General features: G+C 60.1%; 4 protein-coding genes and 8 pseudogenes. 9 read left to right on the forward strand and 3 right to left on the reverse strand.

The window, feature by feature from the left end; genetic code table 11:
- The first annotated feature begins 442 nt into the window (after positions 1 to 442).
- The gene (locus tag A3C3_RS45690) at positions 443 to 736 is read left to right on the forward strand and encodes a hypothetical protein (protein ID WP_145611488.1); all 294 of its coding nucleotides are present in this window, start codon (positions 443 to 445) and stop codon (positions 734 to 736) included.
- The gene (locus A3C3_RS0133430) at positions 708 to 2,186 is read left to right on the forward strand and encodes a M81 family metallopeptidase (protein ID WP_022718885.1); all 1,479 of its coding nucleotides are present in this window, start codon (positions 708 to 710) and stop codon (positions 2,184 to 2,186) included. Before A3C3_RS45690 ends, A3C3_RS0133430 begins: the two co-directional genes overlap by 29 nt.
- Positions 2,187 to 2,673: 487 nt before the next feature.
- Here the strand turns inward: A3C3_RS0133430 and A3C3_RS44320 are convergent.
- Positions 2,674 to 3,212, reverse strand: a pseudogene (locus A3C3_RS44320) (IS66 family transposase); the annotation flags it as partial.
- Positions 3,212 to 4,019 (reverse strand): annotated as a pseudogene (locus A3C3_RS44325) (ISNCY family transposase); the annotation flags it as partial. The pseudogenes A3C3_RS44320 and A3C3_RS44325, both read right to left, overlap by 1 nt.
- A 229-nt stretch (positions 4,020 to 4,248) precedes the next feature.
- Here A3C3_RS44325 and A3C3_RS44330 point away from each other — a divergent pair.
- The 7 genes and pseudogenes from A3C3_RS44330 to A3C3_RS42850 all read left to right on the forward strand — a co-directional run.
- A pseudogene (locus A3C3_RS44330) lies at positions 4,249 to 4,938 on the forward strand (leucine zipper domain-containing protein); the annotation flags it as partial.
- A pseudogene (locus A3C3_RS42010) lies at positions 4,934 to 6,184 on the forward strand (MFS transporter); the annotation flags it as partial. The pseudogenes A3C3_RS44330 and A3C3_RS42010, both read left to right, overlap by 5 nt.
- Before the next feature lie 109 nt (positions 6,185 to 6,293).
- Positions 6,294 to 7,376, forward strand: coding sequence for an IS21 family transposase (istA, locus tag A3C3_RS42015; RefSeq protein ID WP_233450501.1), 1,083 nt, complete (start codon positions 6,294 to 6,296; stop codon positions 7,374 to 7,376).
- Between the two features lie 83 nt (positions 7,377 to 7,459).
- Positions 7,460 to 7,801: a hypothetical protein gene (locus A3C3_RS47525; protein ID WP_233450500.1), complete on the forward strand. Its 342-nt coding sequence runs from the start codon at positions 7,460 to 7,462 to the stop codon at positions 7,799 to 7,801.
- A gap of 14 nt (positions 7,802 to 7,815) precedes the next feature.
- Positions 7,816 to 8,555: pseudogene (istB, locus tag A3C3_RS42020) on the forward strand (IS21-like element helper ATPase IstB).
- 125 nt (positions 8,556 to 8,680) lie between these two features.
- Positions 8,681 to 8,940 (forward strand): annotated as a pseudogene (locus tag A3C3_RS44335) (MFS transporter); the annotation flags it as partial.
- A 130-nt stretch (positions 8,941 to 9,070) separates the two neighbouring features.
- Positions 9,071 to 10,145, forward strand: a pseudogene (locus A3C3_RS42850) (IS630 family transposase).
- 71 nt (positions 10,146 to 10,216) lie between these two features.
- Here A3C3_RS42850 and A3C3_RS0133495 read toward each other — a convergent pair.
- Positions 10,217 to 10,449, reverse strand: a pseudogene (locus A3C3_RS0133495) (IS701 family transposase); the annotation flags it as partial.

The following is a 10,449-nucleotide window of genomic DNA, read 5'->3' on the forward strand; positions in this document are numbered from 1 at the left end:
GACCGTTCCTGAGCTTTCGCAGCACTCCACGTCCCGCGACACACGCAAGCCAAGAAAGCGGCTGCCGAGCGAGGCCACTGCCCCCAAGCGCGGACCACGGCAAGGGCTCCGTCTCCACCCAGGCGTTGGGCTGGCTCATGCAGCACCTGGCTCAAGCGCATTACCTAAAGCGTGCCGACACACAGAGAAATGTCCTTCCCATACCAACTCTCAGCAGTCGTCTTTCGAAAAGTCCCTCAGCGAGCATGCATGTCATGCCTAGACCATAGACATTCCTGGGCGCCCGTACGGTCTATGATACATTCGCATCAACATAGACTTTGACGACTTATTTGTTGCAACCCGCCGGCTTTGTGTTTACGGTGTAAAGCTTGGAGTGGACACGGCACCGATCGGATAGACGAGCCTGTTAATGCGAGTATGGCAGGAAGGACAATAGGGCTTGAGCAGCTTGAGCATTGCAGGAGCAAACCGAGACGAAGCAAGCCTCAGCTTTCTGGGCATGGGGATTCAGCCGCCGAGTTGGGGCAATATGATTCGTGACGGCATCGGAGTTATCCTCCAAGCCCCCTGGATGGCAGTTGCGCCTGGGCTTGCACTTACACTGAGCGTTCTCGCCTTCAACAACATGATTGGCGAATCTCTGCGCGACATCTTCGACCCGCGAGACATCGCACATCAACTGATAAAAAATAGGGGTTCTTTCCGTGAAAAGAGTTGCAATCGCAGGCTTTGAGTTGGAGTCTGCAAGCTTTCTGTCGAACCAAACGACCATCGACGATTTCAGACGCACTGAGACTCGGGGAAGCGAACTGCTCGACCTGAATCGAGGTACTAACACTGTCATGGGTGGCTTCATCGAGATTTGCGAGCGGGAGGGCTTGGAGATGGTGCCAATCGTCAATACGACGGGCGGTGCGGCCGGGCCGGCCCAAGATGAGGCATTCGACCACTATTGTCGCGTAATTCTAAATGGGCTGCGAGCGCATCGCGGATCACTGGACGGGGTTCTACTGTACTTGCATGGTGCATGCACGACGCCGACACGCCTCGATCCCGACAGTGATCTGTTACGCCTTGTTCGCCGAGAAGTTGGACCTGACATCCCGTTAATGCTTGCATTAGATTACCATGCCAATTTGGATGCAGCGTCTATTTCCGATGCAACTGCGACCTTCGGCTTTCACTACTCACCACATATCGACATGGGCGAGACGGGCAAGCGAGCAGCTGAATGCCTAGTTCGTACATTACGAGGCGAGATTAGGCCCGTTACCGTTGTCTCTCGGCCCAACGTGATGGTGCCGAGTATCTTTAGCGCTACGAACTTGTATCCTCTTGCAAACTTTGTCGACCGCTCAATCGAGCTCCCCAAGACGACACCCGGACTTGTTGATATATCCATCTTTGCCGGATTTTCCTACGCGGATGTTCCGAACTGCGGATTCTCCGTCGTCGTTATAGCCGACCGCGACCGTAGCCTTGCCGAGCGCACCGCTATTGTGTTGAGCGATAGTATTCATCAAGCCCGACGCGAACTCCATGTACCCGGCCTGGTTCGAAATCTGCAGCAGGGTGTGTCTTACGGACTCGAACGAGCAAGATCGGCGAAGGCGCCAATTGTCCTGCTCGAGCATGCCGACCGGATGATTGATTCCACCTACGTGCTGCGAGAGTTAATTCGGCAGGGCGCCAAAAACGCCGCTGTACCGTTCCTCTGGGATCCCGGCAGCGCGGCCGCTGCCTCCAGAGCGGGCGAGGGAAAAACTATTCAGCTAAAGCTTGGTGGGCGCTCGTCAGCGAGATCGGGCGGACCAGTTGAAGTCGAGGCGAAGGTCCTGCAGGCGGGTGAGAAAAGCTACCAAGTCACCGGTCCAGTGGGGCACGGAGCCAAGGTGGACCTCGGCCTCACTGCCGTGCTTGAATGTGGGGGTATTATAGTCAGCGTGACCACGCGACCCTCCACCGCAATCGATGAGGATGCGTTCGTGCAATTCGGTATGCGTGCGCAGGACTTCGCCATCATTGTTCTGCGCTCGAAGACGCATTTTCGTGCCGTCTACGAACCTTTGGCAGAGGAGATCGTCATCATCGATACGCCCGACTGGGGACCAGCCGATCTCACGACGCTGCCTTACCAGCACGCGCCGATTGCCACCTCTTATCCGTTTGTTGACCATGACTAATATCCAAGAGCCACATCTTTCTGTTCGCGACCTCTCAGTCTCGCTTGCCATACGCCGTGGAGGATCTTTTCCGATTCTTGACCTCTAGTTCGATGTGGTCCCAGGCGAGGTTCTCGGGATTGTGGGCGAGTCGTGCTGCGGGAATAGTCTGACTGCCTTATCGGTGATGAGGCTATTGCCAAAAGCGGCCGTCGTGACGGGGGGCAAATGCTGTTCCAGGGACACGACCTTCTCCACCGTTCGGATCCGGAAATGCGGAAGATTCGCGGGAACGATATCGCCATGATCTTCCAGGAACCAATGACATCCCTCGATCCGGATGATCGCTTTTTGCATGTAGATCTCCTACCGAGTTAATTGCGCTCGGGAGGAAACACCAGGATTATGCGCACCTCATAGCTTGGATGCCGGCCACCATCTTACTCATCTACCGAAGCAAACTGGCTGACTGTGCCGGTGAGCTGCACATAATCACCGGGTGCGCATAATCCCTGGCATAGGCCCATAAATAGGCTGTCTTCGTCGATCCGGAGCCGGGAGCGAGCGTCGGCAAAGTGGTTTCGTCGGCGAAGATCCGTTCGGCCTTCTTGATCTCATCGACGAGGTAGTCGGCGAGGATCTGCAGCTCAAAGCCGAGCTTGCCCATCCATTGTGCCATCAGCTTGCGGTCGAGCTCGACCTTGTCGCGGGCGTAGATCGCCTCCTACCGATAGGCGGCAGGCCATTGGCATATTTGGAGACGGCGATCTGCGCCAAAAGCGCTTCCGTCGGAATGCCGCCCTCGATGATGTGTGCCGGCGCCGGCGCCTGGACGACGCCGTCCTCATTTTTGAAGGCACACTTCGGCCGACGGGTGACGATAACACGGAACTTCGCGGGCACCACATCCAGCCGCTCCGATACGCCCTCGCCGATCAGCACCAGCTTGCCGGCATGCTCGGGCAAATCCTCCGGCTCGAGGATCACTTCGATCCGCTCCAGATGGGGTGCGAAGCCCTTACGCGGCCGCGGCGGACGTTTGCCATCCGGACGCTCGCTTCCCTTGTTGACCGCAGATCCTGAATCGGCGACTTGCCGAAGTCGTCGCCGGCGGCCGCCTGCCGCGGCGCCTCGCCATAGAAGGCGATGTGGCGCTTCAGTAAGGGCAAAAGCCGCTCGCTGTCGGCCGGATTGCCGGCTTCGATGACGAGATCGAGGATCAGTCCGCTCCTGCCGGTGGTCAGATTGAGCTAATGTCCGTAATCGATGTCGCGGCTGCCCTTGACGATGATGTCGGCATGCGGCTCGAACAGGCTGACAAGCTTCTCGCCGGCCGGCATCGCATCGGCTGCCAGCACCCGCCGCTCGGTCTGGGCGATGATCTGCGCGATCAGTGGCTGATAATGGCGAACCTGGGCCTGCCAGAGTTTGCCCGCCGGACCCGCCAGCGGCAACTGTGCCGCCGCCTGCTGCAGATAATCCAGGTGTTCCGGGCGATCCTGAGCGGCGCGCGCCCGGATCACGCTGAACGTCTTGTGCAAGACCGACTTTTTCGGGCTCCACCCCCATGGCAGCCGGGCAAAGGCCCGGAACGAGGCGAAATCTTCCAGATGAAACGCCAGCTCCTCGTAGCTCAACTGGCGGTACTGTTTGAGAAGGGCACAGCGCAGCACCGCCTCCGACGGCGAACCCTGCCGGCCAGTCTGCGCGACCCCCTGTCGGCGCAGATCCGACGTCACCAATTTCAAAAGATCCGATGGGCGTCCAGCCACTGCGACATCGCCTCCAGCGACCGATCTCGTGCTCGGCGAAAAGATCGAATATGCTGCCCTGGACGGTGCGTTCTTGGCGCATTGTTGGCTCCGGCGGTTGCGGGTTTGTCTTTAGAATCAGTGGCTTGATGCTAAAGTGTACCTAAAACGCCGGGCCTTGCCCGCACAAAAAACGCGTTCTCCGCAATAATTCCAATAGCGTGCTGTTTATAGACGGGCACTAGCTAGCTGTGAGCTTTCAATAGGTTGTCCATGCGGCCCAGACCGGGAAGCTGAGGTTGTCGAAGCTTCAGTGATTCTCGGAGGACCGGATGAACATCCACAAGAATGCCCGGCTGACGCCCCGCGGTCGAGAGCGAATTGTAAGGCAGGTCGAGAGCGGGCAGACGCCGGAGGCCGTGGCCAAAGCCGCAGGCGTCTGTCTGCGGACCATTCGGAAGTGGATAGACCGATATCGCCGCGAAGGATTGGCAGGATTGCATGATCGCTCCTCCCGGCCTCATCGACTGCGCCGGCCGACGCCCGCGGCGATAGTCGAAACGATCGAACGGCTGCGCCGCCAGCGCTGGACGGGCAAACAGATCGCCGCTGAGGCCGGCGTCTCGCCAGCGACGGTGAGCCGTATTCTGCGCCGGTTGGGCTTGAATAAGCTGAGCGCGTTGGAGCCGGAGCCCGTGCGCCGCTATGAACGGGAGCATCCCGGCGAACTCATTCATCTTGATATCAAGAAGCTCGGCCGGATCGGCTCCGTCGGACACCGCATCACCGGACGACAAACTGGCATGGTCAACCGTCACATCGGCATCGGCTGGGAGTTCGTCCATGTCTGCATCGACGATGCCTCGCGCGTCGCTTTCGTCCAAGTTATGCCCGACCAGCGCAAGGAGAGCGCTGTCGCCTTCCTTGAGGCCGCCGTTGCTTATTACGCCAGTCTCGGCGTCAAAGTGCAGCGAGTGATGACCGACAACGGTCCCTGCTACCGGTCAAAGACTACCACTGCGCAATGCGGCGTTCCGCTCGATCTGGGCATCCACGCAGATCGCCAATCTCGGAAGACTCGTGCAAACGGTCGGTATCAGCTGGCTCATGGCGACGATTTCCGCTTCCGAGCTGATGGTCACGCTCGTGCAGGCTTCAACAACCTTGCCGGTGTTTCTCCTCTCGATCATCGCCGGTGCCATTGCCGATAATTTCAGCCGCCGATCGGTGATGACTGCTGGTCGGTTTCTGATAGCGTTCGCCTCCGTCGTGCTGGCGCTTTCTGCCAGCTGTGGCTTTGTCAGCCTCTGGCTCATTCTTGGGCTGGGTTTCTGGCTGGCTGCGGCTTTGCGCTGAATGACCCTGCCTGGCACGCCTCCGTGGGCGATATCCTCGACGAGCGAGATATTCCGGCTGCGGTGATGCTGATGTCGGTCGGCTACAACATCACGCGCAGCATTGGTCCAGCCCTGGGCGGGGCGATCCTCGCCTTCCTCGGGCCTCGGGCCGCGTTCGGCTTTGCCGCCTTCAGCAATCTCGCGCCCTCGTTGCGGTGTGGGGGAGTAAGTGGCACGTGCGTTCGTCTCCCCTGCCTCCTGAGCGAATTGCAACGGCGATTCACGACGGAATGCGGTTCGCAGCCTTGTCCTCCGACGTCAGGGCAGCAATTATTCGCGCGACGCTTTTGGCCTTGCCGCAATTTCCATCCTCGCACTTCTGCCACTCGTTGCCCGGGATCGTTTGACCGGCGGACCCATTGTCTACGGCATTCTGTTCGGCGGTTTCGGTACGGGCGCCTGCATCGCCGGAATGAGCAACCGCTTCCTGAGGAACTTGCTGTCTCAGGAATGGCTGATGGCGCTCGCCTCCATTGTTTGCGCGGTGTGTTGCCTTTCACTTGCCCTGACCTCGTCCGCAACTATCGCCACCATCGCGCTGGCCGTTGGTGGCGCAGGCTGGGTCATCACTTGGACCGGTTTCGACGTGTGGGTGCAGTTGGCAAGCCCGCGATGGGTCGTTGGTCGCACGCTCTCGATCTACTATGCATGTCTTTCTGGCGGTATGGCTGCCGGCAGCTGGATCTGGGGCACCGTCGCGCAATCCTATACTTTAGCGTCCTCTCTCGAGTCGGCCGCCGGAACCCTGAGTCTCGTGGCAGCTATCGGTTTTGTATTGCCGGTCCGACTCTGGGCGGAAGGAGATTAACAGGGGTCTGACTTTCGTGCACCGGAACTAGCGCTTCATTTGAAGCCGGCCACGATTCCGATCAGTTGTCGGCCAGTTTCCGGCTCTGACGATACCCCCTGGGTCAGCAACTTTGGCATCAAGCCTCCCGGTACACGAGGAGAGTTTGATGCCGGCGAAGAGAAGGCCGACCATGAGACAATTACGAAAGATGCTCCGGCTTGCCGGAAGTGGAACGAGCAGCCGCGAGATCGCGGTGATGCTCGGTGTTGCGCGCAGCACCGTGCAGGATAATCTGAAGCGGGCGGCGATGGCGGGGCTGACCTGGCCACTGCCGGGAGAACTGACCGACGACGCGCTCGAGCATCGGCTTTTCGCTCGCGCCGGGGTCAAACAGGGCCAGCGGCGACGCCAAGAGCCTGTTTGGGCCGAGCTCTCCATCGAGCTGAAGAAGCCGGGCGTCACGCTACTTATCCTCTGGGAGAAATACCGCAGCGTCCACCCCGACGGGTACGGCTATAGTCGCTTCTGCGAACTATTCCGCGGCTTCGAGCAGCGTCTTTCGCCAACGATGCGCCAGGAGCACGCGGCCGGCGACAAGGCCTTCGTGGACTATTCCGGCAAAAGGGTGCCGGTCGTCGATCGCAAGACCGGCGAGGTTCGCGAGGCGGAACTGTTCGTCGGTGTGCTCGGCGCGTCGAGCTACACGTTCGCCGAGGCCACCTGGACCAAGACGCTCCCGGACTGGATCGGCTCGCATGTGCGCATGTTCGCCTTCGGCGTGCCCCGGCTGATCGTGCCCGACAACCTGAAGTCTGGCGTCAACCGAGCCAGCTTCCATGATCCCGAGATCAACCGCAGCTACGGGATGATGGCGTCCCACTACGGCGTCGGCGTTCTGCCGGCGCGATCGCGACGACCGAAGGACAAGGCCAAGGTCGAGAACGCCGTGCGCTTCGCCCCGAGCTGCATTCTCGGCCGCCCGCGCAAGCAGACCTTCTTCTCGCGCGCCGAGGCCAATGCCGCAATCGCCGAGATACTCGTCGCGCGCATCAACGATCATGTCATGCGACGGCTTGGTGTCAGCCGCCGGCATCTCTTCGAAACGGTCGAACGCCCAGCACTCGCAAGCCTGCCCGCCGAGGACAATGAGTTCGCCGGATGGCGCTTGGCACGGGTCTCGACGGATTACATGTCGAGTTCAAGAGCTTCTTCTATTCCGTCCCGCACGGCCTCATCCGCTAGCAGGTCGATATCCGCGCCACTGCCCGGATGATCGAGATATTCTACCGTGGCAAGCGCGTAGCCGCGCATCAGCGCCGCTATGGGGGCCCGCGTTTTGGGACGGACCCCGTGCACATGCCGAGCGCGCATCGGCGCTACGCCGAGTGGACGCCGGATCGCTTCCGGCGTTGGGCTGCGTCCAACGGCGCCGAGACCGAAGGGCTGATCACCGCAATCCTCGCCAGCCGGCCGCATCCCGAACAGGGCTTCAGAACATGTCTCGGCATCCTGCGCCTCTATTGCGAGATTCCTCGTGATCGCGCCGAGGCCGTGTCGGCACGCGCCGTCGAGATCGGCGGCCTGACCTGCGAGACCATCACTGCGCTCATCGCCACACACAAGTCCAACAGGCATTCCACCGAACCCGCCGCCGTTATGGAACACGCAAACCTGCGCGGCCCCGGCTACTTTCATTGAGGAGACAACCGACCATGCTGACCAATCCCACCATCGACATGCTGCGCGAGCTCGGCCTAGGCATGGCAAGCGCCTACCACGAGCTTGAGGCCCAAGCGGAGGCGAGGCAGCTCGAGCACGGTGAATGGCTCACGATCCTGCTCGAACGGGAAACGACCGCGCGCCGCCAGAAACGCTTCGAGGCGAGAGCCCGTGCCGCCAGGCTCCGCCATGACGCCCAGGTCGAGAAAATCGACTTCCGCGCCGCGCGCGGCCTCGACCGCAATCTGTTCCTGAAGCTCGCCGGCCGCGACTGGATCAGGCAACATCACGGTCTTCCGCTGATCGGGCCTGCCGGCGTCGGCAAGAGCTGGCTGGACTGCGCGCTCGGACACAAAGCATGCCGCGAGGACTTCTCCGTCGCCTATCATCGCCTGCCCAGGCTGTTCGCCACCCTTGCGCTCCCGCGCGGCGACGGCCGCTACCCGAAAGTCCTCAAGGCACTCGCCAGAACCGACCTGCTCATTCTCGACGATTGGGGTCCCGAGAAGCTCAACGACGAGCAGCGTCGCGATCTCCTGGAAATCATCGAGACCGCTACGAGAAGCGATCCACCATCGTCACCAGTCAGGTGCCCGTCGATCACTGGTATGACATGATCGGCAATCCGACGATCGCCGACGCCATCCTCGACCGCCTCGTCCACAACGCCTACCGCATCGAACTGTCAGGCGAGAGCTTGCGAAAGCAGCGCCAGACCCCAACCGCCGCTTGACCGCGCGGCAATCAAGAGCCATTCAACACAAAGACCCAGGGGAGCATCGACTGGCCGGCTTCAGATCGGAATCATGGCCGGAATGAAATCGGAATGGGTGGCCGGCTTCATCGGAATGCGCAGTAAGTCGCGCAGGTGCACGCGACTGGACTCTTCAACGAGACCTTCGAAAGCCGCCGCGTGGACGGAGACATTACGCACGCCAACCTGGATGGATTTCCTTCGTCTGAACCACCGGCTTTCTCCAGCGGGCCAGGAAATCAGCCGGGCTCTTATCGCTCTGCACAAGGGGGACTCATCCCCCCAGACCGATCTTGCGATTGAGCGAACGACAGACGCGCTGCGAACCGGCAGTCAGCCTGTCTCGCACGTTTCGCGTCCATGAGGAGATCTTGAGATGAGGCCACCCGTCTATCAGCAAAGCTCCTGAACCCAATTTCTCAACTGTCAGACTAGTCATCTGGAACTAAAATTCACTACATTGTATGCTTGGCCTCTTCATTGGAGGTTGAGACATGGCAAATGCGACTGGCCGACCAACGGCCCCATTGGTTTTGAGCGAGGCGGAGCGGGAATATCTGGAGCGACAGGTGCGCAAGCATCGTTTGCGCGCTCCAGGTCGGAGCGGTGCCGGATCATCCTTCGCTGTGGCGAGGGAGTGCCGAGCAAGGTCGTTGCGGGCGAGCTCGGTGTGCATGAACATACGGTTGGCAAATGGCGACGGCGCTTCCTTAAAGACCGGCTCGATGGTCTGCTCGACGAAGTTCGCCCTGGTCGGCCCCGAACAATCGACGACGATCAGTTTGCGGCTGTGATCGAGCGCACGCTGCGTTAGTGATGCGACCCATTGGTCGATCCGCTCGATGGCAGGGGCCACAGGCTTTTCGCACACGACGATCAGCCGGATATGGAACGCTTTCGGCCTGCAGCCTCATCGCACAGAGACGTTCAAGCTTTCCAGCGATCCTTTGTTCGTCGATAAGGTCCGCGACATCGTCGGTCTTTATCTGTCACCTCCCAATCGAGCGCTGGTTCTCAGCGTGGACGAGAAAAGCCAAATCCAGGCTCTCGACCGCGAGCAGCCAGTGCTGTCGATGATGCCTGGCGTGCCGGAACGGCGCACGCATTCTTATGTCCGACACGGCACAACCACGTTGTTTGCAGCTCTGGATGTCGCCTCCGGCTTTGTCATCGGCAAATGCTATAAGCGGCACCGTGCCACCGAATTCCTGGATTTCCTGAAGCAGATCGATGCGAGCGTACCGTCCGATTTGGACGTTCATATCGTGATGGACAACTATGCGACCCACAAAACTGCATCGGTCAAAAACTGGCTGATGCGCCGGCCGCGCTACCACGTCCACTTCACCCCGACCTCGGCGTCATGGATCAATCAGGTCGAACGCTGGTTTGCGGAACTGACCCGCAAGCAGCCCCGTCGCGGCGTCCACACTTCGACAGCTCGAAGCCGACATCCGACGCTTCATCGAACGCCATAACGAGAACCCGAAGCCTTACGGGTGGACGAAATCCGCAGACGACATCCTGACCTCCGTCGAACGCTTCTGCCAGAAAGTCCAGGACTTATGACACGAATTTCGGATTCAGGTGACTAGCACTACTTTGGCACCTTTGGCTTGGGGCGTTCTGTGAGGAGCATCTCACAGTGGGGGCATCGTAGCGGCGGTGGCCGTGCGAAGATGTCGAGGATCGCTTGCCTGACGGCCGGCATGCTCGGTTGTGGCGGCGGTGCTGTGAGTCTTTTTTTTCCGTCCCGCGGCCTTGAGGCGGCGGGATTGGAGAAAGGCATAGGCGATCATCGTCATCAAGGCATGTCGATGTAACCCCGTCCAGGACCTGCCTTCGAAGTGGTCGAGCCCAAGCTCCTCCTTGA

It is taken from the genome of Rhizobium mongolense USDA 1844 (assembly GCF_000419765.1).
Classification (GTDB): Bacteria; Pseudomonadota; Alphaproteobacteria; order Rhizobiales; family Rhizobiaceae; genus Rhizobium; species Rhizobium mongolense.

Bases quoted from the DNA above. Each gene is read 5' to 3' on its own strand.
- istA (WP_233450501.1), top strand. From the start codon at position 6,294: ATGAGACAATTACGAAAGATGCTCCGGCTTGCCGGAAGTGGAACGAGC.
- A3C3_RS47525 (WP_233450500.1), top strand. From the start codon at position 7,460: ATGCCGAGCGCGCATCGGCGCTACGCCGAGTGGACGCCGGATCGCTTC.